We start from the raw sequence: 20,558 nt of genomic DNA on the forward strand, positions 1-20,558 counted from the left end.
CTATCGCATTCCACATCAAGAAATTTAACTTTCGTATTGTGATAATTCAAGCGGACGCAGTGCCAACTGCCCTGAGCCAGTCGCCATGTTCGATCCGGCGTGCGCCCTCTGTGTATCGGGGATGGATCTCGTACACCAGACAAGACAGCCGTTGGCCCTCAACTGTCACAACGATCTCGCGCTTGAGGTATTCGTCGGTGGGGTGATCTCCGGTCAACCCTTCAATGGCATCCAGAACCTCCTCCAGCGCAGGCTCGATGGCGTACACCTCGCCACGCACCGGCTGATCGCCACCCAGCGTCATGCCCGGATACGCCCCCAGGTGAAACAACACTCCCGGCACCTGCGCAAAACCCACCCAGTGTGGCGCAGGCAACAAGCGCGTGATGTCATTCGACCCACCGCGGCGCAAGGTGCCGTATACAAACACATGGCGTGGGGTGCCAGCAGGCAAAGAAGGCTCGGGCATGATGCGCAGTCTTTTTTGATTGAACAGCGCCCCAGTCTAGTGAATACGCCCGCTCCCAGCCGCCCTTTCGCCTATTTGTGCCTGGCTCTCAGCATGTCGCTGGTGGGCAGTTATGTGGCACTCTCCAAACCCCTGGCAGCCGTGCTGCCCGTGCTCTTGCTGGCCTGGATGCGCTTTGGCATCGGGGGCGTCGCTATGCTGCACTGGCTCAAAAAGCCCGCCAACGAGCCGCCACTGACGCCGCAGACCAAACGGCTGCTGTTCCTGGAGTCCTTTCTGGGCAACTTTCTATTCACCATTTGCATGATCTATGGCGTGAGCCTGACCGACGCTGTCTCAGCAGGGGTGACCATGGCAGCCATTCCTGCAGCCGTGGCATTGATGGGATGGGCATTTCTGGGTGAACGGGTGGCGCCTCGCACCTGGATGGCGGTGCTCTGTGCGGTGATTGGCATTGCCCTGTTCTCACTATCAAAACCAGAGCACGCAGCGCATATGGAACCTGCGCTTGGAGCCAAAAACACTGCAAACCATGCCTTGTGGGGCCAAATGCTGCTGCTGGGGGCAGTGATTTGCGAGGCCGCCTACACGGTGATCGGCAAGAAGCTCACCGGCAGCCTGGGGCCCAAGCGCATCACCTCGCTCATCAACCTGTGGGGCTTTGTGCTGACGACACCGTTTGGCCTGTACCTGGCGCTGGACTTCCCGTTTGCCTCGGTGGGATGGGGCACTTGGCTATTGCTGCTGTTTTATGCGCTGGCCGCCTGCATGTGGACGGTGTGGCTGTGGATGACCGGGCTCAAGGCCGTGCCCGCTGCGCAAGGCGGTGTCTTCTCGGTCATGCTGCCGGTGAGTGCTGCGCTGGTGGGCGTGCTGTTTTTGGGCGAGGTATTGACGGGCCTGCAACTGGTCGCCTTTGTCATTGCCCTGGCCAGCGTGTTGCTGGCCACCCTGCCCTCGCGCGCGGCGCTGCGCGTAGGGCGGCGGAGCGGCAGCGCCGACTGACCTGCCCTTCGGCAACCGTCTTCACCGTCCCGCCATGGAAGCTGGACGGGCCGCGAGCAGCCCCACCTCAGCCGTGCAAGGGCTGCGCACTGACCACGATGCCATCGGCATCGGCATACAGCCAGTCGCCGGGGCGCACGGGCACGCCCTGGATCGACACAGCCACATCGCGTTGCCCCTCGCCACGCCGCTCGGTGGGCAGCGGCATCAGCGCCAGCGCGCGGATGCCGACGGCTTCCGCATTCAGCTCTGCCACGTCACGCACACAGCCGTCCACCACGATGCCGGCCCAGCCATTGCGGGCGGCGGCTGCCGCCAGGTTGCCGCCCACCAGGGCCCGGCGCAGCGAACCGCCGCCATCCACCACCAGCACCCGGCCCTCGCCTGCTGACTCGACAGCCGCCTTGACCTGGGTGTTGTCCTCGTGGCACTTGACGGTGGTGACGGGGCCCGCGAACGCGGCAACGCCCCCAAAGCTCTGGAACACCGGGGGCAGCACGCGGAACGCGCCGCTGGTGTCGCCCTTGTGGACGTCACAAAAATCGCAGGTGGCAAACGGCGTGAGGGGAAGAGGCGAAGCTGCAGCCATTCCAAGATCCTTTCAGTCAATCAGACGGTTTCAACAATCAAACCCGCCCCAACGGCAGCGGCGAGCACAGACCCCACACCGAACGCCCCCCGCCGGGGTACAGGCCTGCGGGCGAGCCGCGTTCGTTGAGCGGCAAATCTGTTGTGCAAGATTGTGCTGCAGCAGCAGCCACCCCTGACGCGGTGCCCAACGCCGCACCCAGAAGATGCCCCCGGGGAACCGCACTTGAAACCCGCCCTCTGCCACGTGTTTGTCAAGCCTGGCGCGCCTTGGCGGCCTATTGCTGCGGGGTGCGCGGCGCCACCGCTACAAATCGAGGCAAAAAAAGCCGTTTCTCCCTTGGAAACGCGTTTTTTTCCCATTAGCATCAGCCTGCCAGTGGGAAAGCGTCGTTTTCGCTGGTAAAAATTTATTCCCAACAAGGACAACCCAACATGGCAACTGCAAAAAAAGCTCCGGCAACCACAGCCCCAGCAGCCAAGAAGGCCGCTGCACCCGCCAAGAAGCGGACCCCTAACGCCGCTTTCATGAAGGCGCTCACGCCCAGCCCCGCGCTGGCCGCTGTGGTGGGCTCGGCTCCTCTGCCGCGCACGGAGATCATCAGCAAGCTGTGGGTCTACATCAAGGCCAACAACCTGCAGGACGCCACCAACAAGCGCAACATCAACGCTGACGCCAAGCTCAAGGAGCTGTTCGGCAAACCCCAGGTCTCCATGTTTGAACTGGCTGGCCTGATCGGCAAGCACGTCAAGTAAGCCCTGGCGCTTTGCGACCCGCGTCGCACCCGTAAAAGAACCGGCTCTGCCGGTTTTTTTACGCCCATACCCTGTCGAAGTGTGGCGCGTCCGCATCAATGCAAATGAGAATGACCCGCATTTGATGTAACATAAAGCTGCACGACGACGCACAGCCATGTTGATCTAGCCACTGCCTCTCGCCTGCTCTTGGTGCCCCTGCGCGCCACCTGCACACCCCTATTGACGGAGGCCCTCTTGGCTAAATCTCGCGCCCAGCGCCGCAGCGGCATGCTGCGTTCTTCTCCCGCATTCGTTGCTTCTCCCGCCACCCTGTCGCCCCAGGCTTCGCAATCCGACAGGGCCTTGCTGCCACTGGGCGCGCTGATGCTGGCCGCCTCGATGGGCGCCATGGCGCAGACCGGCACGTCCGAGACCACCCTGTCCACCGTGACGGTGAAGGAAGCCGCTGAAGTCCAGGGCAAGGACACCCTGCTCATCAAGAAGACCACCGTGGGCAAGGGCAAGCAGGACATCAAGGACATCCCCCAGTCCGTGACGGTGTTCACCGAAAAGCTGATGAACGACCGCAACCAGGACGACTTCCGCGAAGTGCTGCGCACCACGGCGGGCGTGACCTTCCAGTCCGGCGAGACCGGTGAAGAAGACGTGCGCCTGCGCGGCTTCTCGCTGGGCCTGGCGGGCGACATCTACGTGGACGGCATGAAGGACGCCCCGCTGATCGAGCGCGACACCTTCAACAACGACCGCATCGAAGTGCTCAAGGGCTCGGCCTCCATGCTGTTCGGCAAGGGCTCGACCGGCGGCGTGGTCAACCAGGTCAACAAGTACCCGCTGCTGATCGACCAGCACGAAGCCGGCTACACACTGGGCACAGGCAAGTACCACCGCGCCACGGGCGACTTCAACTGGGTGACGGGCGAGAACTCGGCCTTCCGCCTGAACGCCATGGTGCAGGAGTACGACAACTACGGCGCCAAGCAGGACAAGCGCGGCATTGCACCCACGTTTGCCTGGGGCATCGGCACGCGCGACGAGTTCTCCGTCGGGCTGTACTACCTCGAATCCAAGGGCCGCCCGCTCTACAACCACCCCTGGCGCCTCTCGGCCGACGGCAAGATCAACATGCCGCTGGAAGCCGGCAAGTACTACGGCCTGGCCAGCGACCACAACGACACCACATCGCAGTACGTCACGCTGGGCCACATCCACCGCTTTGACGACAGCGGCGAGCTGACCACGCGCCTGCGCTACGGCAAGTACGAGCGCGACCTGCTGGCCAGCACCATCGGCTTCCAGAACAGCGCCATCACGCTGGACCAGATCAACAGCAACACCGTGCTGACCCGTGGCTCCAAGGGCCGCGTGGGCGAGAGCAATGTGCTGCAGGTGCAAAGCGACTACAGCAACACCTACAACTGGGGTGGCAAGAAGCACGCGGTGTTGACCGGCGTGGACTACTACGACGACGACGCCAAGCGCAACCAGAACTACGCCAACACCACCACCCGCCCCACCACCACGGTGGGCACGCCCAACGACGGCGCGTGGGTGGCCGACGGCCGTGCGCCGGTGCAGTGGAACACGTTCACATCGCGCAACCTGGGCCTGTACTTCCAGGACACGGTCTCGCTGAGCGACACGCTCAAGCTGGTCGGCGGCGTGCGCTACGACAACTTCCGCGCCGCGTACCACAACGCCGCAGGCAGCCTGAGCAACTCGCGCTCCGACAGCCTGTTCAGCCCCCGCGTGGGCATGATCTTCCAGCCTGACGAGCTGACCTCGTACTACCTGTCGTACGGCACTTCGTACAACACCTCGGGCGACACCTACCAGTTTGGCAACCCCGGCACCACCACGGCGCGCACCGCCAACACCGACCCAGAAAAGAGCCGCAACATCGAAGTCGGCGGCAAGTTCGAGCTGTTCGAGCGCCGCGCCCTGCTGGGTGTGGCCGCCTTCTACAGTCAGAAGTACAACGAGCGCAACACCGACCCCGACACCGCTGCCGCGCAAGAACTGCTCTCGGGCAAGCGCCACGCCACCGGCATGGAGTTCAACCTGGCGGGCCGCCTCACGCCCCAATGGGAACTGTTCTTCAACCACACCTGGATCCCGTCGGCCAAGATCGACAAGAGCAACGTGGTGCTGGCCGCCAACGGCGGTGGAGCGCAGGTGCAGGGTGACCGACCCGGCCTCACGCCCAAGCACAGCGGCAGCGTGTGGAGCACCTACGCCGTCACCTCCAAGCTGCGTGTGGGTGCTGGCCTGACATACCGCGCCAAGCAGAACCCCGAAGGTTCGCGCGCCGTGTACGCCAGCGGCTTTGCCGTGGTGGACGCCATGGCCGAGTACGCGTTTGACGACAAGACCTCGCTGAAGCTGAACGTGAGCAACCTGTTCGACCGCACGTATGCCGAAGGCCTGTACCGCGGCTTCTACACGCCCGGCGCCCCGCGCGCTGTGCAGCTGACGCTGAAGACACGCTTCTGACGCACCTCTGAAGTCCCTCGCATGAACCGGCCCCGGCACTGCCCGGGGCCGGTTCACAATGGCTCCATGTTCCTGCACATCCAAGACGTTCTCACCGCCGACGAGGTCGCGTTCTTCCGGCAAAAGCTCTGGGCGGCCGACGCCCCCTGGGTGGACGGCGCCCGCAGCGCGGGCGGCCAGGCGGTGCACCAGAAAAACAACCTGCAGCTCGCACAAGCCAGCGAGCTGTCCGCCCAGCTCCAGGGCCTGGTCAAGGCCGCGTTGAATCGCAACGCCCTCTTCTTTTCGGCCGCGCTGCCGCGCCGCATCTACAACCCGCTGTTCAACAAGTATGGCGATGGCGCCAACTACTATGGCAACCATGTGGACAGCGCCGTCATGCACTCCCGCGCCGACAGCTGCTGGGTGCGCAGTGACCTGTCGTGCACGCTGTTCCTCACGCCGCCCGACGACTATGACGGTGGCGAGCTGGTGATTGCCGAAGCCCTGGGCGAGAAGCGCATCAAGCTGCCTGCGGGCGACATGATCCTGTACCCCAGCAGCACCGTGCACCAGGTCGCGCCGGTCACGCGCGGGCACCGCGTGAGCAGCTTCTTCTGGGTGGAGAGCATGGTGCGCGGGCTGGAGCAGCGCCAGTTGCTGTTCGACATGGACATGGCCCTGCTCAAGCTGCGCCAGACCCACGGCGAAACCGACCCGTCGGCCATCGCGCTGTCGGGCACCTACCACAACCTGCTGCGCATGTGGGCCGATGTGTGAACCGCAGGCCCCTACCCCACGGCTGCGACCGGGGGTATGAGACACCCCGCAAGAACTATTATTTTGATAGCACCCAGCGCATGATCCACTAGCGCTTGGTGCTATTTTTGTTTGTATGACCCAATTTCCTGCACGCCACACCATCCCCCCGGGCCTGGTCACCCTGGCCGACCACGAGCAACACGCACGCACGCAGCTGGACGACAACGCCTGGGCGTACTTCAGCGGCGGCGCGGCCGACGAGATCAGCCTGCACGCCAACCGCAGCGCCTGGGACGCCCTGCCCCTGTGGCCCCGCGTGCTGCGGCCGCTGGCGGGTGGGCACACCCGCGTGCCCCTGCTGGGGCGCACGCTGGCGCACCCCGTCCTGCTCGCACCTGTGGCCTTCCAGCGCCTGGCGCACCCCGACGGCGAACTGGCCATGGCCTATGCCGCAGCGGCGCTGGGCGCGGGCGTGGTGCTCAGCACCCAGGCCAGCGTGTCGCTGGAGAGCGTGGCCCAAGCCGTCCTGCCCGACCCGGGGCGCGGCCTGCTGTGGTTTCAGCTGTACCTGCAACCTGACCGTGGCTTCACCCAGTCTCTGGTGCAGCGTGCCGAAGCGGCCGGCTACGAGGCCCTGGTGCTCACGGTGGATGCCCCCACCAGCGGCGTGCGCGACCGGGAGCGGCGTGCGGGCTTTCGGCTGCCGCCCGGCGTGGGCCCCGTCAACCTGGCAGGCCTGCAGGCACCTGCCTCCTCCCCGTTGAGCCCCGGCCAGAGCGCCTTATTCGACGGCCTGCTCCACCATGCGCCCACGTGGGACGACATCGCGTGGCTGCAGTCCATCACCCGGCTCCCGGTGCTGCTCAAGGGCGTGCTGCACCCCGCCGACGCGCGCCAGGCCGTGTCGCTGGGCGCTGCGGGCCTCATCGTGTCCAACCACGGCGGGCGCACGCTGGACACGGCCCCTGCCACCGCCACCGCGCTGCCCCGTGTGGTGCAGGCTGTGCAGGGCAAGGTGCCGGTGCTGGTGGACGGCGGCATCCGGCGCGGCACCGATGTGCTCAAGGCCATGGCGCTGGGCGCCTCCGCCGTGCTGGTGGGCCGCCCTGCCGTGTGGGGCCTGGCCAATGCAGGTGCTGCGGGCGTGGCCCATGTGCTGCGCCTGCTGCGCGACGAATTGGAGGTCGCCATGGCCTTGACCGGCTGCGCCACCCTTGCCGAAGCGACTTCCGCGCTGTTGGACGGCCACGACGAGCCCGCAGCGGGCGCGATCTGAGGCCCGGGGTATCGGCAGCTCCACACGGGCAGGTGCGCCTTCCCCCTGTCGGCAGGAATGATTTATTGCAAATGCGATAGATTCGTATTTATAATCTCAACCATCCTTTCAACAGCCAGCCACACTGCCTGCCGCCATGATCGTCTGTGTTTGCCGCCGGGTTTCGGACCGTGAGATTGCCCGCCATGCCCGTGCCGGCATGAGCTTCGATGAGATCCAGTTCGAACTGGGCGTGGCCACCCAATGCGGATGCTGCGAAAGCTGCGCCCGCGACGTGGTGGCGCAGTGCAGTGTCTCGAACCCGGTAGCCGCCTTGCGCAACGATGCGGCGCCGCAGACGATCCAGCTTGCCAGCTCCATCCTGGAAAGCAAGTCATGGAACTCCTCTCTACCCTCGCAGGCAGCCTGATCCTGGTCGCAGGTTCGGCCTGGTGGATCTTTCGCAAATAATCCGGGTTTACCCGGCAACGTCCGCCCTATGCTAGGGGCGGCGCTGCCCTTCCTTTCTTTTTATGTCTCACCCTGATCGTTTCGCCCCCCCTGGCGGTGTGAGCCGCAATGCCGTGATCGTCGGCTCCGTGGTGGCGCTGCATGTGGCGGGCATCTGGGCCCTGCAGTCCGGCCTGGTGCGCAAGGCGGCCGAGGTGATCGTGCCGGCCGAACTGCTCAGCGAATTCATCGCGCCGCCCGCCCCGCCCAAGGTCACCCCGCCGCCACCGGCACCACCGCCCCCTCCCAAGCCAGCGCCCAAGGCCGCGCCGCGCCCGGCACCGATGCCCGTCGCCATTGCCGACCCCACGCCAGCGCCCAATGCCCCCACCGGCATCACCACGCCCCAGCCGCCCGCCCCGCCCATCGAGGCCCCTGTGGCGCCCCCGGCCCCCGCGCCTGCGCCACCGGCGCCACCCGCACCACCCAAGATCGAGCTGCCGTCCAGCGACGCGGCCTATCTCAACAACCCCAAGCCCAGCTACCCCGCCATCAGCAAACGCATGGGCGAGCAAGGCAAGGTGGTGCTGCGGGTGCTCATCGGCACCGATGGCGTGCCGCAAAAGGTCGAGGTCAACAAGTCCAGCGGCTTTGACCGGCTGGACCGCCAGGCCCAGGACGCAGTGATGCGCTGGCGCTTTGTGCCCGGCAAACGCAACGGCGTGCCCGAGGCCATGTGGAACCTCGTCCCCGTCAACTTTGTTCTCGAATAAACCAATCACCGCTCAGGGAGTTTTCATGGAATCGCAATTCGGCATCGCCAACGTCTGGATCCAGGGTGACTTTGTCACCCGCGCCGTCGCCATCCTGCTGCTGGCCATGTCGCTGGCCTCGTGGATCGTCATCCTCATCAAGGCACTGGACATCATCAAGTTCAAAAAACACGCCCGCGCCGCCCAGGACTTCTGGCACAGCGAGGACTTTGCCGCGGGCCTGACCAAGCTGGGCGCCGACCCGACCAACCCCTTCCGCCACCTGGCGCTGGAAGGCCGCGAAGCCACTGCCCACCACCGCAACACCAAGGCCCACCTGCACGACAGCCTGGACGTGAGTGACTGGGTGACCCGCTGCCTGCGCAACTGCATCGACGAGTTCACCGCCCGCCTGTCCTCGGGCCTGGCCATCCTGGCGTCGGTGGGCTCCACCGCCCCGTTTATCGGCCTGTTCGGCACCGTGTGGGGCATCTACCATGCGCTGCTGGCCATCGGCACCTCGGGTCAGTCCACCATCGACAAGGTGGCCGGCCCCATCGGCGAGGCGCTGATCATGACCGCGCTGGGCCTGGCCGTGGCCATCCCGGCGGTGCTGGGCTACAACGCGCTGGTGCGCGGCAACAAGTCCATCCTGAATGGCCTGAACAGCTTTGCCCATGACCTGCACGCCTACTTTGTGACCGGCGCCCGCGTGAACGCTGGCGAGCCCGGCAAGGTGCTGCCCATGAAGAAAGGCGGCTAAACCATGGCCTTTGGAACCCAAGACGACACCGATGACGTGATGAACGAGATCAACATGACGCCCCTGGTGGACGTCATGCTGGTGCTGCTCATCATCTTCATCATCACCGTGCCGGTGATGAAACACGCGGTGAACGTGGACCTGCCCCGCGCCACCAACCAGCCCGAGAACGTCAAGCCCGAGACCGTGCGCCTGTCGGTGTCGGCCGATGGCAAGTTCTTCTGGAACGAGTCCCAGGTGTCGGAAGAAGAACTCTTCCCCCGCCTGCAGGCCGAGGCCGCCAAGGAGCCCCAGCCGGACCTCCACATCCGTGGCGACAAGAACGTGCGCTACGAATTCGTGGCCCAGGCCATGGCGGCCGCGCAACGCGCTGGCGTGCGCAAGATCGGGTTTGTGACCGACCCGCAGGGCCAGTAAAGACACGGCGAAAGTCACCGGCCCGGCCCCTGCGCATCTTGGCCAGCCCACCCGTCTTGGGCGCGCTGGCCGGGCGCCAGGGAACGCAGGGCCCGTGCAGCGGCTCGCCGCCCCCTGCACTGCGCCCAGGGCGCACGAACCATGCCCCGCGCCCAGGGCGCTGCTCAACGCCTCGCCCTTGCACCTGATGCAGGGCGGAACCAAGAACAAAAAGAAACACACCGTTCGCTTGACTTGTAATTGCGAATCGTTATCATTAACAAAACGCACTGCAATGACCCAGGAAAACTCCATGCAAGCCTCCCTGACCTCCGCCCCGCTCCGCCGCGCCGTGCCGGCTGACTCCGCAGACGCATCGGCATCTGGCGAGGCCCCGTCGTCCGGCGCGCATTGCGCCACTGCTGCGCTGGACAGCAGCGTGCTGCTGCAAGGGCACAAGACCGTCGCCATCAGCCACAACGGCTCGGTGTACCGCCTGCAGGCCACCAAGCTGGGCAAGCTCATCCTGACCAAATAGTTTCATCGTGGGGCGACTCCCGGGCTTGCAACAAGCTCGCAAGGGTCGTTTTTGCCAGCCAACGGGTTTGCTCCCGCGTAGCCAGGCTTTTTTTGCTGCCCCCGACCCTGCCAACAAAAAACCGGCCCACAGGCCGGTTTTTTCATGCTCACAGAGGGTTTTGAAGCGTTTTCAGCCCCATGCGCTGGTGGAACATGCGCTCGAAGCTATCAAAATAATAGCAACCACTCCCTGCCAGGAGCCCCCGAATCAGAGGCCCAGGGCTGCAATGCCCGCGCGGGCGATCTGTGCATCTTCGGTGGACTTCACGCCGCTCACGCCCACGGCACCCAGGCATTGGCCGTCCTTCATGATCGGCACGCCGCCTTCGAGCAGGCCGTCAATGGTGGGCGCGCTCAGGAACGAGGTACGGCCGCCGTTGATCACATCCTCGTAGACCTTGCTTTCGCGGCGGCCCAGAGCGGCCGTGCGGGCCTTGGAAGGGGCGATGTGCGATGACACGGCTGCGGCTCCGTCCAGGCGCTGCAGCCACAGCAGGTGGCCGCCATCGTCCACGATGGCGATGGTCACGGCCCAGTTGTTCTTGAGGGCCTCGGCTTCAGCGGCGGCGGCCACGGCCTTGACGTCGGCCAGTTCGAGTTCGTGCTTGGTTTTCATGAAAGGATCCGAAAGTGGGAGAGGAAACCGGGCCGCACAGGCCGCCCCGGCACGCAAAGAAAACCGAGCATACCGGCATCCCCGGCGCCGTTGCCCCCAGCCAGGGTGAAAGTATCCTTACCAAAAGTAGGTGACCGGGTGCGGTCATTGCAAAGCAAAAAAGCATCACCACCTAGAATTTGTGATGTCTGCGCCGTGCAGGCCAACAAGGAGAGACACAAGATGAATGACCAAGTCACCACCCTGGGCCACTCTGCGGGCTATGGCATCTCGCAGGAAGAGCGCCACAAGGTGCTTCGCAATACGTACTGGCTGCTGGCCCTGAGCATGATCCCCACGGTGCTGGGCGCCTGGATCGGCGTGGCCACCGGCATCACCCGCTCGCTGACCGGCGGTCTGGGCCTGATCGTGTTCCTGGGCGGCGCGTTCGGCTTCATGTTCGCCATCGAAAAGACCAAGCGCTCGGCCGCAGGCGTGCCGGTGCTGCTGGCCTTCACGTTCTTCATGGGCCTGATGCTGTCGCGCATGATCGGCATGGTGCTGGGCTTCAAGAACGGCACCGACCTCATCATGACGGCCTTTGCCGGCACGGCCGGTGTGTTCTTCGTGATGGCCAGCTTGGCCAGCGTCATCAAGCGCGACCTCTCGGGCATGGGCAAGTGGCTGATGGTGGGCGCGCTGGTGCTCATGGTCGGCGGCATCATCAACGTGTTCGTCGGCTCCGGCGTGGGCATGATGGTGATCTCGATGCTGGCCATCGGCATCTTCAGCGCCTACATGCTGTATGACCTGAAGCAGATCCTGGACGGCGGCGAAACCAACTACATCAGCGCCACGCTGGCCCTGTACCTGGACATCTTCAACGTGTTCCAGAGCCTGCTGGCCCTGCTGGGCATCATGGGCGGCGAGCGCGACTGAGCCCTGCCAGTCCCTTGACCTCCATCAAAAGGCTCCCTCGGGAGCCTTTTTTGTGGGTCGCCCCCCAGGATCAAGCCTCAATAGCGCGGCCAGTGTGCCGATAATGCAAGTACATGTATCCACAAAGCCCTTCCACCGCATTGCGCCTGATGGTTCTGGCGGGCCTGTTGCTGCTTGCAGGCTGCGACAAGATCCCGGGCCTGGGCCCCGACCCGCGCGTGGCCCAACGCGATGCCGAGGCCAAGGCCATCGGCGGTGCCTGCCGACACGCACTGCGGGGGCTGGAAGACTGCTACACCCTCAACCCCAAGGCCTCCAAGGCCTCGGTGTTTGCAGGCTGGAAGGACATGGACGCCTACATGCGTGAGAACAAGATCGAGGGCACGCCCTCGGTGCTGGGCAAGGTGGAAAAGCCCGAACGCAGCGAACGCGCACCCGACATCGAAACCGAACCCCGCGACCCCGCAGCCAGCCGCAACCGCAGCTGATATTGCGCGGCGGAGCTAAGGCCGCGGGACGGAGGGCTGCGCCCACCCCTTCCTGAAGCCTCTCTCTGGCAACCGGACTCAGGCCCGCTCGAACACCGCCATGCTCTCCACATGGGCCGTGTGCGGGAACATGTTGATCATGCCCGCCGCAGTGCACCGGTAGCCGGCCAAATGCACCAGCAGCCCGGCATCGCGCGCCAGGGTGGCTGGGTTGCAGCTCACGTACACAATGCGCTTCGGGGGCGTCCAGCCTTCGGCCCCTGCAGGCAAGGGGCCAGCGCCCTCGGCGCCAATGCGGGCCTGTTCAATGTCCGCCAGCGCCTTGGCCAGCGCAAACGCCCCTTCGCGTGGCGGGTCCACCAGCCACTTGTCGGCAGCGCCGTCGGCCACCAGCATCTCGGGCGTCATCTCGAACAGGTTGCGCGCTACAAAATCCGTAGCTGCCAGCGCTTTGTGGTCCGGCGCCTGGGCCTGATTCAATGCATAGTTCTCACGCGAGCGGGCCACCAGGGCCTCGCTGCCCTCGATGCCCAGCACCTCGCGCGCCTGCGTGGCCAGGGGCAGCGTGAAGTTGCCCAGGCCACAGAACCAGTCGATCACGCGTTCGTGGGGCTGCACGTCCAGCAGGCGCAGCGCGCGGCTCACCAACACGCGGTTGATGTGCGGGTTCACCTGGGTGAAGTCCGTGGGCTTGAAAGGCATGGTGATGCCGAAGTCCGGCAGTGCGTACGACAGCTGCTCGCCGCCTTCGTCCAGCAGCTTCACCGTGTCCGGGCCCTTGGGCTGCAGCCACCATTGCACATGGTGCTCCACCGCAAAGGCGCGCAGCCGGGCGATGTCATCGGTGCTCAGCGGCTCCAGGTGGCGCAGCACCAGCGCGGTCACGGTGTCGCCGCAGGCCAGCTCGATCTGTGGGCAGGTGTCGCGGGCATCCAGGCTGGCAATCAGTGCGCGCAGGGGCATCAGCATGGCATCGACATGCGGGGGCAAGATCTTGCAGGTCTGCATGTCGGCGATGTAGCGGCTCTTGCGCTCATGAAAGCCCACCAGGACCTGGCCCTTCTTGATCACGTGGCGCACCGCCAGGCGGGCGCGGTAACGGTAGCCCCAGGCGGGCCCCTCGATGGGACGCAGCATGGTCTCGGCCTTGACCTTGCCCAGGTGCCAGAGGTTGTCTTCCAGCACCCGCTGCTTGACGGCCACCTGGGCGCCCACGTGCAAGTGCTGCATCTTGCAGCCGCCACAGGCGCCTGCGTGCAGGCCAAAGTGGGGGCAATCCGGCCGCACGCGCTGGGACGACTCGCGGTGGATCGCTACCAGGCTGGCCTGCTCCCAGTTGTTCTTCTTGCGGTGGGTGTTGGCCGTGACCAGCTCGAATGGCAGGGCACCATCGATAAAGACCACCTTGCCATCGGGCTTGCGGGCAACGCCCTGGGCGTCCAGGTCCATGGACTGCACGTGCAGCCAGCCTTCGGGCAGGTCGCTTTGGGAATTCTGCTCGGTGGGTTCAAACGAGGGGGATAGTTCTTTCGGTTCGCTCATCCCCCGATTGTCTCAGGCGCGGCACGCCCACTGGCCGCAACCCTGCGAACTGTCCGTTTCAGCCCCGGTCAGCGCGCGCAGGCCGCATGCCCCCGGGCGCGGACACGGCCGTGAGTGGCAGCTTGTTGATGGTGAGTTCGCAGCCAAAGTTGTCGGGCGAAAACACGAGGGTCGAGCCCGGGGCCACCAGGGGCAGGGTTTCGTGGATCTGCCGTGACATGTCCACCGGCGGCACCGGAGCGCGGTACACGATGTCCTTGTCAGGGCCATAGACGACGTAGCAGGATGCAGCGGCCGTCTGGCTGAACAGGGCAGCCACCAGGGCTGCGGCGGCATAGGGGAAAGCGGTCGTCATGGTATGGCTCCTCATGCAAGCAGATCTGCAGAGAATTATGCGGGCTTCTGCCAGCACCGCCAATCGGGTAGGTGTACGCACATGGTGTGGAGTCAGCGCAGGTACAGGTGGTTGGTGTGCTTGACCTCTTCCATCACCGCATAGGTCCGCGTCTCGCGCACGCCGGGCAGCTGCCACAGCACGTTGCCCGCAAACACGCGGTAGGCATTCATGTCGGCGGATCGCGTCTTGAGCAGGTAGTCAAACCCGCCCGCCACCATGTGGCATTCCATGATCTCGGGGTGCACCTGTACGGCGGCCTTGAACTGGTCGAACACGTTGGGCGTGGTGCGGTCCAGCAGCACCTCCACGAACACCAGCATGCCCGCACCCAGTTTCAGGGGGTTCAGACGCGCCTCGTAGCCCAGGATGAAGCCATCGCGCGTGAGGCGTTGCACCCGCGCCAGCACGGCCGTGGGCGACAGGGCCACCGCCTCGGCCAGCTTGAGATTGGCAATGCGGCCGTCCTCCTGCAGGATTGACAGTATCTTGCGGTCAATCCGGTCCAGATCGGGTTCTGTTTGCATGTCGATTAGAGTTTTATTCGGCTTGAGTGCCAATTTTCGACCATTTATTCATCACCAACCCAAGGATCATCGCCAATAACGCGCACAACCAACACTTCCCACCGTGTTGGGCCCCGCCAAATCCCTGAAAGACACCGCCATGACGCAGCCCTCCGCCCCGTTTGCAGACTTCGCGCCCCGCACACCGCTGAACAACCCGCTGCGCGCCGCCATCACCGCCGCCACCCGCCGCCCCGAGCCCGAGGCCCTGGCCCCGCTGCTGGCCCAGGCCCGACTTCCTGCCGATCAAGCGGCGTCCGCCGAGCAACTGGCCCTGCGCATTGCCAAGGCGCTGCGCGAACGCAAGGCCAGCGCCGGGCGCGCGGGCATCGTGCAGGGGCTGCTGCAGGAGTTTTCGCTGTCGTCGCAAGAAGGCGTGGCGCTGATGTGCCTCGCCGAGGCGCTGCTGCGCATCCCCGACAAGGCCACACGCGATGCGCTCATCCGCGACAAAATCAGCCACGGCCAGTGGGATGCCCACCTGGGCAAGAGCCCGTCGCTCTTCGTCAACGCCGCCACCTGGGGCCTGCTCATCACCGGCAAGCTGGTGGTCACGCACAGCGAAGGCAGCCTGGGCAACTCGCTCAGCCGCCTGATCGGCAAGGGCGGCGAGCCGCTGATCCGCAAGGGCGTGGACATGGCCATGCGCATGATGGGCGAGCAGTTTGTGACCGGCGAGACCATCGACGAAGCGCTGCGCAACGCCCGCACGATGGAGGCCGAGGGCTTTCGCTATTCGTACGACATGCTGGGTGAGGCCGCGCTGACCAGCGAAGACGCCAAGCACTACTACGCCTCTTACGAGCAGGCCATCCACGCGATTGGCAAGGCCTCTGCCGGGCGCGGCATCTATGAAGGGCCGGGCATCTCCATCAAGCTCTCGGCCCTGCACCCGCGCTACAGCCGCGCACAGTTTGGCCGTGTGATGGATGAGCTGTACCCGCTGGTGTTGCGCCTGACCGCGCTGGCCAAGCAGTACGACATTGGCCTGAACATCGACGCCGAAGAAACCGACCGCCTGGAGCTGTCGCTGGACCTGCTGGAGCGCCTGTGCCACGAGCCCACGCTGGCGGGCTGGAACGGCATTGGCTTCGTCATCCAGGCCTACCAAAAGCGCTGCCCCTTCGTCATCGACTATGTGGTTCAACTCGCCCGCAGCACCCAGCGCCGGCTGATGGTGCGCCTGGTGAAGGGCGCGTACTGGGACAGCGAAATCAAGCGCGCCCAGGTTGATGGGCTGGAGGACTACCCCGTCTACACCCGCAAGGTACACACCGACATTTCGTACATCGCCTGCGCACGCAAGCTGCTGGCCGCGCCCGAAGCCGTGTACCCCCAGTTCGCCACGCACAACGCCGAGACGGTGGCCACCATCTACCAACTGGCGGGCAGCAACTACTACGCCGGGCAATACGAGTTCCAGTGCCTGCACGGCATGGGCGAGCCGCTGTATGAGCAGGTGGTGGGTGCCATCACTGCGGGCAAGCTGGGCCGCCCCTGCCGCATCTACGCCCCCGTGGGCACGCACGAAACCCTGTTGGCCTACCTGGTGCGCCGCCTGCTGGAAAACGGCGCCAATACCTCGTTCGTGAACCGCATTGCCGACGAAACCATTGCGCTGGATGAGCTGGTAAAGAGCCCCGTGTTGGTGGTGGACCAGCAAGCTGCCGTGGAAGGCGCCGCTGGCCTGCCTCACCCCCGCATTGCCACACCCCAAGGCCTGTATGGTGCGCACCGCGCCAACTCGCGCGGGCTGGACCTGTCGAACGAGAACACGCTGACCGAACTGGCCGCCGCCCTGCAAGCCACTGCGGCCCATGCCTGGAAGGCGACTCCCTTGCTGGGCACGGATACCCCTGCAGGCCCCAACCAGCCCGTGCGCAACCCCGCCGACCACAGCGACGTAGTGGGTAACGTGCAAGAGGCCACCACTGCCGACGTGGACCAGGCCCTGGCCCACGCCCAGGCCGCAGCAGCCCCCTGGGCCGCCACGTCACCCGCTGAGCGCGCCGCGACCCTGCTGCGCACCGCCGACCTGCTGGAAGCGCGCATGCAGCCGCTGCTAGGCCTGTTGATGCGCGAAGCCGGCAAAAGCGCCAGCAACGCCGTGGCCGAAGTGCGCGAAGCGGTGGACTTCTTGCGCTACTACGCGGCCCAGGTGCAAAGCACCTTTGACAACGCCACCCACATCCCGCTGGGCCCAGTGGCCTGCATCAGCCCCTGGAACTTCCCGCTTGCCATCTTCATAGGCCAGGTGGCGGCAGCGCTGGCCGCAGGCAACCCCGTGCTGGCCAAGCCGGCAGAGCAAACCCCGCTGATCGCCGCCGAGGCCGTGCGCCTGCTGTGGCAGGCTGGTGTGCCCCGTGCGGCGGTGCAACTGCTACCCGGCCAGGGCGAGACCGTGGGCGCGCGCCTGATCGGTGACGCCCGCGTGATGGGCGTGATGTTCACTGGCTCCACCGAAGTCGCGCGCATCCTGCAGCGCACCGTGGCCGGGCGGCTGGATGCTGCAGGCCGCCCCATCCCGCTGATCGCTGAGACGGGCGGGCAGAACGCGATGATCGTGGACTCGTCCGCGCTGGTGGAACAGGTGGTGGGCGATGCCGTGTCGTCCGCCTTTGACAGCGCAGGCCAGCGCTGCTCCGCCCTGCGCGTGTTGTGCGTGCAGGAAGAAGCCGCCGACCGCGTGGTGGAGATGCTGCAAGGCGCCATGGGCGAACTGCGCGTAGGCAACCCCGCCGAGTTGCGCGTGGACGTGGGCCCGGTGATCGACGCCGAAGCGCAAGCAGGCATCGCCCAGCACATCGAGAAATTCAAGGCCCAAGGCCACCGCGTGTTCCAGCACCCGAATCATGTTGCTGCAGTCAGCGCACAGGGCACTTTTGTGCCCCCCACGCTGATCGAGCTGAATCACATCGACGAGCTGCAGCGCGAAGTCTTCGGCCCCGTGCTGCACCTGGTGCGCTATGCGCGCAGCGATCTCGACCAGTTGCTCGACCAGATCAACGCCACCGGCTACGGCCTGACGCAAGGTGTGCACACCCGCATCGACGAAACCATCGCCCGCGTGGTCAACCGCGCCCATGCTGGCAACGTGTACGTCAACCGCAACATGGTGGGCGCCGTGGTGGGCGTGCAGCCGTTTGGCGGCGAGGGCCTGTCGGGCACGGGGCCCAAGGCAGGCGGGCCGCTGTACCTGCTGCGCCTGGTGTCGCAGCGCCCGGCCGATGCGCTGGCGCGCACCTTTGCCGACGCCGACCGCACTACGCCGCCCGAGGAGGCAGTGCGCGAGCGCCTGCTGGCGCCTCTGGCCACCTTGCAGCAATGGGCGCAGCTCCAGGGCAATGCAGCCCTGGCCAACACCTGCCAACAGTTTGCCCAGCAAACCCAAAGCGGCACAGCCCGCACCCTGCCCGGCCCCACGGGCGAGCGCAATGTTTACACCCTGGCCCCACGTGGCCGCGTGCTGTGCCTGGCGCGAAGTGTGGATGACCTGCTGGTACAGACTGCGGCCGTGCTCGCCAGCGGTGGCACGGCTCTGTGGCCCACCGCACAGGCCAACCTGCGCACGCCATTGCCCACGCTGGTGCAGGCGCAGATCCAGCTGCAGGACAACACACTGAACGACGGCACGCTGGAGCTGGATGCCGTGCTGCACCATGGCGACGCCCCTTCACTGCAGACCGCGTGCACCGCCCTCGCCCGCCGCACCGGACCCATCGTGGGCGTGACTGCGCTCCAGCCCGGCGCGACGGACATCCCGCTGGACCGCCTGCTCATCGAACGCGCGTTGAGCGTGAACACGGCGGCGGCAGGGGGCAATGCGAGCCTGATGACCATTGGATGAGCGCACGGCACTTGGTCCTCATCCGTCAGGGAGAAATTTGAATCAAATTGGCCGCTAGCGCATACTTTTCATGCGCCAGCAGCTATTGATTCAATAGCACTCAAGATGGCGATGCCAGCGGCAGATTGAGCAAGAGGTTCTGCGGCTTGATGCGCACCACACCCTCGGCGTTGGTCGCCAAACCCAGATACACCGGCTTGCCCGCCACGTCGGCGCGCATCTCGGCCGGGTTGGCAAAGGTCAGCGTGAACAGGCTCACCAGCCGCGCCATGCGCTCAGACTCCACGGGCCGGTCCTGGTACAGGTCGTTGAGGATGGCGGTGGACTCCACATCCAGCCCCACATGCCAGCGCCAGGCGCTGTCGGTGACCTCGTGCACAGGCTCGATCAACACTTGCACGCCCAGCAGGTGCGCCACCCAGCGCTCCAGCACCCGGGCCAGTGCCTTCAGGCCGGATCGGGCGCGGGTCATCTTGAAGGTCAGGCCATGGCTCAGGTCCTGTGTCAGCTCATGGGTCAGGTCGAGCAGAAAGTGGTGGCGGTCACTCTCCCGCCAATATTGCGCCGCGTTGTCGGCCGACAGCACCTTGACCTGCGCCGTGGGCTGCAGCGCACCGCTTTGCAACAGCAAGCGTCCCACCTCGCCCAGGCCCGCAGTTTCGTTGAGCATGTCGAGCGTCGCCCGGTCGCCTGCCAGCATTTGCCCGTCTTGCAAGGTAATACGTTGCGGGCGAAACAGCATCTCGGCGGCGCGGGCTTCAAAGGAGTCGTTGCAGTCGTCCAGCACGTTGCGCAGCAGGGCCTGCACCACGGCGTCGATGAACACGGCGGGCACATTCACCGCCCCACTGCGCATGAGCTGCAGGTAATAAGCCTCCAGCGTGCCGGCGGCCAGCAGGCCATCGCGGAAGCGCAGGAACACGTTGTAGTTCTCGCGCGCGTCTTCGTCCTGCAATGCAGCCAGCTCCGCAGAGGTGACCGCCCGCGCGGGTGACACCTTGAGCGATTCATGCAGTGCGATCTCTGCAGCGCACGACTCCGGCACCAGCGCCAGCTCTGGTCGGGCCAGCAGCCAACGCAGGTACCCGTCGGTGGGGGGCAGCCAGCCACGGGCATCGCGATCCAGCGTTTGGAAACCACAACCGGGCCAGAAATCGTGAAGTGTCGTCATGAAGAAATGAGAGAGCCAATGACCTCAGAGGATGGTAGCCGCGGAAGCTTCCGCACCACAACGCAGCACAGCGAGTACGCATTGGTATCCGCTTGCTTCGCAACATCACCAGTCAAGAAAGACCTGTTGCCGTGCCTTCAAGGTCCAGTGCGCGAGCACATCATGCCTGCTCAGGCCGTAGAGGCTGTCTACCAAGGCAAACTGCGTCACGGTCCACGCCACGGGAGCAACCACCATTGGGTCAATGCGTGCGTGCTTGTAGTGCAAAGTCATGTGCGGGTGGAAATGGCTGCGGATCTGAGTTTCTGCAAACCCCATGCGGCGCATCGTGTTGCCAAGCGCATGTTGAAATCCTCGCAATTCACGCGCAGCGCCCGCTTGTGGCGCCAGCTCGACGGTGCCGAAAGTCCCCTTTTCAACGCCGCCCCGGGACTGCAGCACGTCGAGGCGGACCCCAAACGGTTCGTAGTCCATGGCGCTACCCGCCGCCAGCGCCAAGTCGATTACCTCTCGGGGGATGCTGTTCAGGAAGCGCCCCAGGTAATGGAGCGTGATGTGCAGCCGATCCACGGGCATGGGCTCGCCTCTGCCCGCCCCACAGGGTCCTTGGAGGCGCTGCAGTAACCTCTTGGCCATCTCGGCGGCAAGCGGCGTAGGGGAAAGAAAATAGTAGAGGTCGTGAAGCTGGGACATGGCACACAAAGCTCCGGAAGATCCGTCGCATTGTGCGCCAATACTGTTTAAATAACCAGTATTTTGATTTACCCCC

Annotated in this window: 21 protein-coding genes; 13 read left to right on the forward strand and 8 right to left on the reverse strand. The window is 65.2% G+C overall.

Features of this window, described 5'->3' with window-relative positions:
* Positions 1 to 46: 46 nt before the first annotated feature.
* Entirely contained in the window at positions 47 to 469 is a 423-nt protein-coding gene (locus CLU87_RS11360; protein WP_099730508.1) for a gamma-glutamylcyclotransferase, read from the reverse strand.
* Between the two features lie 39 nt (positions 470 to 508).
* Between CLU87_RS11360 and CLU87_RS11365 the strand changes: the two genes are divergently transcribed.
* Positions 509 to 1,474 carry a DMT family transporter gene (locus CLU87_RS11365; RefSeq protein WP_199170818.1) on the forward strand — a complete coding sequence of 322 codons (966 nt, stop codon included), beginning with the start codon at positions 509 to 511 and terminating at the stop codon, positions 1,472 to 1,474.
* Between the two features lie 67 nt (positions 1,475 to 1,541).
* Here CLU87_RS11365 and rraA read toward each other — a convergent pair whose 3' ends face one another.
* Positions 1,542 to 2,063 (reverse strand): ribonuclease E activity regulator RraA, encoded by a 522-nt coding sequence (rraA, locus tag CLU87_RS11370; protein ID WP_056063808.1) that lies wholly within the window; start codon positions 2,061 to 2,063, stop codon positions 1,542 to 1,544.
* 434 nt (positions 2,064 to 2,497) lie between these two features.
* Between rraA and CLU87_RS11375 the strand changes: the two genes are divergently transcribed.
* The 9 genes from CLU87_RS11375 (at position 2,498) to hemP (ending at position 10,206) form a co-directional block, all read left to right on the forward strand.
* Positions 2,498 to 2,818, forward strand: coding sequence for an SWIB/MDM2 domain-containing protein (locus tag CLU87_RS11375; protein WP_015014555.1), 321 nt, complete (start codon positions 2,498 to 2,500; stop codon positions 2,816 to 2,818).
* A gap of 270 nt (positions 2,819 to 3,088) precedes the next feature.
* Entirely contained in the window at positions 3,089 to 5,311 is a 2,223-nt protein-coding gene (locus CLU87_RS11380; RefSeq protein ID WP_099730509.1) for a TonB-dependent siderophore receptor, read from the forward strand.
* A 66-nt stretch (positions 5,312 to 5,377) separates the two neighbouring features.
* The gene (locus tag CLU87_RS11385) at positions 5,378 to 6,070 is read left to right on the forward strand and encodes a Fe2+-dependent dioxygenase (RefSeq protein ID WP_099730510.1); all 693 of its coding nucleotides are present in this window, start codon (positions 5,378 to 5,380) and stop codon (positions 6,068 to 6,070) included.
* A 115-nt stretch (positions 6,071 to 6,185) separates the two neighbouring features.
* Positions 6,186 to 7,328, forward strand: a complete 1,143-nt coding sequence (locus CLU87_RS11390; protein WP_099730511.1) for an alpha-hydroxy acid oxidase — start codon at positions 6,186 to 6,188, stop codon at positions 7,326 to 7,328.
* A 136-nt stretch (positions 7,329 to 7,464) separates the two neighbouring features.
* Positions 7,465 to 7,737, forward strand: coding sequence for a bacterioferritin-associated ferredoxin (locus CLU87_RS11395; RefSeq protein WP_056063825.1), 273 nt, complete (start codon positions 7,465 to 7,467; stop codon positions 7,735 to 7,737).
* 103 nt (positions 7,738 to 7,840) lie between these two features.
* Positions 7,841 to 8,530, forward strand: a complete 690-nt coding sequence (locus tag CLU87_RS11400; protein ID WP_056063828.1) for an energy transducer TonB — start codon at positions 7,841 to 7,843, stop codon at positions 8,528 to 8,530.
* Between the two features lie 25 nt (positions 8,531 to 8,555).
* Positions 8,556 to 9,272, forward strand: coding sequence for a MotA/TolQ/ExbB proton channel family protein (locus tag CLU87_RS11405; protein WP_056063831.1), 717 nt, complete (start codon positions 8,556 to 8,558; stop codon positions 9,270 to 9,272).
* A gap of 3 nt (positions 9,273 to 9,275) precedes the next feature.
* Complete coding sequence (locus CLU87_RS11410; RefSeq protein WP_015014562.1) at positions 9,276 to 9,689, forward strand: biopolymer transporter ExbD; 414 nt, start codon at positions 9,276 to 9,278, stop codon at positions 9,687 to 9,689.
* A gap of 292 nt (positions 9,690 to 9,981) precedes the next feature.
* Positions 9,982 to 10,206 carry a hemin uptake protein HemP gene (gene hemP, locus CLU87_RS11415; protein WP_056065088.1) on the forward strand — a complete coding sequence of 75 codons (225 nt, stop codon included), beginning with the start codon at positions 9,982 to 9,984 and terminating at the stop codon, positions 10,204 to 10,206.
* 249 nt (positions 10,207 to 10,455) lie between these two features.
* On the opposite strand, the gene CLU87_RS11420 is transcribed toward hemP, so the two are convergent.
* Positions 10,456 to 10,863 carry a heme-binding protein gene (locus tag CLU87_RS11420; protein WP_015014564.1) on the reverse strand — a complete coding sequence of 136 codons (408 nt, stop codon included), beginning with the start codon at positions 10,861 to 10,863 and terminating at the stop codon, positions 10,456 to 10,458.
* A 222-nt stretch (positions 10,864 to 11,085) separates the two neighbouring features.
* On the opposite strand from CLU87_RS11420, the gene CLU87_RS11425 reads away from it, so the two are divergent.
* Both CLU87_RS11425 and CLU87_RS11430 read left to right on the forward strand, forming a co-directional pair.
* Entirely contained in the window at positions 11,086 to 11,781 is a 696-nt protein-coding gene (locus tag CLU87_RS11425; RefSeq protein ID WP_015014565.1) for a Bax inhibitor-1/YccA family protein, read from the forward strand.
* A gap of 113 nt (positions 11,782 to 11,894) precedes the next feature.
* Positions 11,895 to 12,269: a hypothetical protein gene (locus tag CLU87_RS11430; RefSeq protein WP_056063836.1), complete on the forward strand. Its 375-nt coding sequence runs from the start codon at positions 11,895 to 11,897 to the stop codon at positions 12,267 to 12,269.
* A 78-nt stretch (positions 12,270 to 12,347) separates the two neighbouring features.
* Here CLU87_RS11430 and rlmD read toward each other — a convergent pair whose 3' ends face one another.
* From rlmD to CLU87_RS11445, 3 genes are all read right to left on the reverse strand, one after another.
* Entirely contained in the window at positions 12,348 to 13,811 is a 1,464-nt protein-coding gene (rlmD, locus tag CLU87_RS11435) for a 23S rRNA (uracil(1939)-C(5))-methyltransferase RlmD (protein WP_099730512.1), read from the reverse strand.
* A 58-nt stretch (positions 13,812 to 13,869) separates the two neighbouring features.
* Positions 13,870 to 14,166, reverse strand: a complete 297-nt coding sequence (locus tag CLU87_RS11440) for a hypothetical protein (RefSeq protein ID WP_099730513.1) — start codon at positions 14,164 to 14,166, stop codon at positions 13,870 to 13,872.
* A gap of 92 nt (positions 14,167 to 14,258) precedes the next feature.
* Entirely contained in the window at positions 14,259 to 14,732 is a 474-nt protein-coding gene (locus tag CLU87_RS11445; RefSeq protein ID WP_015014569.1) for an Lrp/AsnC ligand binding domain-containing protein, read from the reverse strand.
* Positions 14,733 to 14,871: 139 nt separating this feature from the next.
* Between CLU87_RS11445 and putA the strand changes: the two genes are divergently transcribed.
* Complete coding sequence (putA, locus tag CLU87_RS11450) at positions 14,872 to 18,618, forward strand: trifunctional transcriptional regulator/proline dehydrogenase/L-glutamate gamma-semialdehyde dehydrogenase (protein ID WP_099730514.1); 3,747 nt, start codon at positions 14,872 to 14,874, stop codon at positions 18,616 to 18,618.
* A 100-nt stretch (positions 18,619 to 18,718) separates the two neighbouring features.
* Here putA and CLU87_RS11455 read toward each other — a convergent pair whose 3' ends face one another.
* Together CLU87_RS11455 and CLU87_RS11460 are read right to left on the reverse strand one after the other, a co-directional pair.
* The gene (locus CLU87_RS11455) at positions 18,719 to 19,789 is read right to left on the reverse strand and encodes a DUF6352 family protein (RefSeq protein WP_099730515.1); all 1,071 of its coding nucleotides are present in this window, start codon (positions 19,787 to 19,789) and stop codon (positions 18,719 to 18,721) included.
* A 105-nt stretch (positions 19,790 to 19,894) separates the two neighbouring features.
* Entirely contained in the window at positions 19,895 to 20,482 is a 588-nt protein-coding gene (locus tag CLU87_RS11460; protein ID WP_099730516.1) for a 2'-5' RNA ligase family protein, read from the reverse strand.
* Positions 20,483 to 20,558 lie beyond the last annotated feature (76 nt).

It is taken from the genome of Acidovorax sp. 59, assembly GCF_002754175.1.
In the GTDB taxonomy this organism is placed as follows: domain Bacteria; phylum Pseudomonadota; class Gammaproteobacteria; order Burkholderiales; family Burkholderiaceae_C; genus Acidovorax; species Acidovorax delafieldii.

What these genes read in the sequence shown, in the direction of transcription:
- CLU87_RS11360 (WP_099730508.1), bottom strand. Translation starts at nt 469, where the DNA reads ATGCCCGAGCCTTCTTTGCCTGCTGGCACCCCACGCCATGTGTTTGTA.
- rraA (WP_056063808.1), bottom strand. Translation starts at nt 2,063, where the DNA reads ATGGCTGCAGCTTCGCCTCTTCCCCTCACGCCGTTTGCCACCTGCGAT.
- CLU87_RS11375 (WP_015014555.1), top strand. Translation starts at nt 2,498, where the DNA reads ATGGCAACTGCAAAAAAAGCTCCGGCAACCACAGCCCCAGCAGCCAAG.
- CLU87_RS11380 (WP_099730509.1), top strand. Translation starts at nt 3,089, where the DNA reads ATGCTGCGTTCTTCTCCCGCATTCGTTGCTTCTCCCGCCACCCTGTCG.
- CLU87_RS11385 (WP_099730510.1), top strand. Translation starts at nt 5,378, where the DNA reads ATGTTCCTGCACATCCAAGACGTTCTCACCGCCGACGAGGTCGCGTTC.
- CLU87_RS11390 (WP_099730511.1), top strand. Translation starts at nt 6,186, where the DNA reads ATGACCCAATTTCCTGCACGCCACACCATCCCCCCGGGCCTGGTCACC.
- CLU87_RS11395 (WP_056063825.1), top strand. Translation starts at nt 7,465, where the DNA reads ATGATCGTCTGTGTTTGCCGCCGGGTTTCGGACCGTGAGATTGCCCGC.
- CLU87_RS11400 (WP_056063828.1), top strand. Translation starts at nt 7,841, where the DNA reads ATGTCTCACCCTGATCGTTTCGCCCCCCCTGGCGGTGTGAGCCGCAAT.
- CLU87_RS11405 (WP_056063831.1), top strand. Translation starts at nt 8,556, where the DNA reads ATGGAATCGCAATTCGGCATCGCCAACGTCTGGATCCAGGGTGACTTT.
- CLU87_RS11410 (WP_015014562.1), top strand. Translation starts at nt 9,276, where the DNA reads ATGGCCTTTGGAACCCAAGACGACACCGATGACGTGATGAACGAGATC.
- hemP (WP_056065088.1), top strand. Translation starts at nt 9,982, where the DNA reads ATGCAAGCCTCCCTGACCTCCGCCCCGCTCCGCCGCGCCGTGCCGGCT.
- CLU87_RS11420 (WP_015014564.1), bottom strand. Translation starts at nt 10,863, where the DNA reads ATGAAAACCAAGCACGAACTCGAACTGGCCGACGTCAAGGCCGTGGCC.
- CLU87_RS11425 (WP_015014565.1), top strand. Translation starts at nt 11,086, where the DNA reads ATGAATGACCAAGTCACCACCCTGGGCCACTCTGCGGGCTATGGCATC.
- CLU87_RS11430 (WP_056063836.1), top strand. Translation starts at nt 11,895, where the DNA reads ATGTATCCACAAAGCCCTTCCACCGCATTGCGCCTGATGGTTCTGGCG.
- rlmD (WP_099730512.1), bottom strand. Translation starts at nt 13,811, where the DNA reads ATGAGCGAACCGAAAGAACTATCCCCCTCGTTTGAACCCACCGAGCAG.
- CLU87_RS11440 (WP_099730513.1), bottom strand. Translation starts at nt 14,166, where the DNA reads ATGACGACCGCTTTCCCCTATGCCGCCGCAGCCCTGGTGGCTGCCCTG.
- CLU87_RS11445 (WP_015014569.1), bottom strand. Translation starts at nt 14,732, where the DNA reads ATGCAAACAGAACCCGATCTGGACCGGATTGACCGCAAGATACTGTCA.
- putA (WP_099730514.1), top strand. Translation starts at nt 14,872, where the DNA reads ATGACGCAGCCCTCCGCCCCGTTTGCAGACTTCGCGCCCCGCACACCG.
- CLU87_RS11455 (WP_099730515.1), bottom strand. Translation starts at nt 19,789, where the DNA reads ATGACGACACTTCACGATTTCTGGCCCGGTTGTGGTTTCCAAACGCTG.
- CLU87_RS11460 (WP_099730516.1), bottom strand. Translation starts at nt 20,482, where the DNA reads ATGTCCCAGCTTCACGACCTCTACTATTTTCTTTCCCCTACGCCGCTT.